The sequence below is a fragment of the Halohasta sp. A2 genome (assembly GCF_056175805.1).
In genome coordinates this window covers 1-250 of the sequence record NZ_JAQFWV010000344.1, presented here as the reverse complement: position 1 = coordinate 250, position 250 = coordinate 1, and the positions used below count along the sequence as shown (strand labels likewise).

1 pseudogene is annotated in these 250 nt (G+C 50.0%); it reads right to left on the bottom strand.

From position 1 onward, the window contains the following. A pseudogene (locus O2S87_RS19365) lies at positions 1-250 on the bottom strand (IS5/IS1182 family transposase); the annotation flags it as partial.

Sequence of the window (250 nt, the reverse complement as noted above, 5' to 3'; positions counted from 1 at the left end):
AATCTGCAAGCAAAGTCTGCAGGTCATCGGCGTTCCGCCGATAGACCTGCAGCCCGACATGTCCATCCCATTTCCGCTTAGTTGTTAAATGAACGTCTTTGATCGCTAGAGTGTCTGTATCTACTAGTGTTGTCGTTTTGATCTTGTGGAACGAAAATCCAGCACGGTTTCGATAGTAGCAGCTTGTTTGGTCACGCTGAAAGCCGCTCGCATCAATTGTTGCAGAACCTGACCAGCCAGCCTGCTCCGC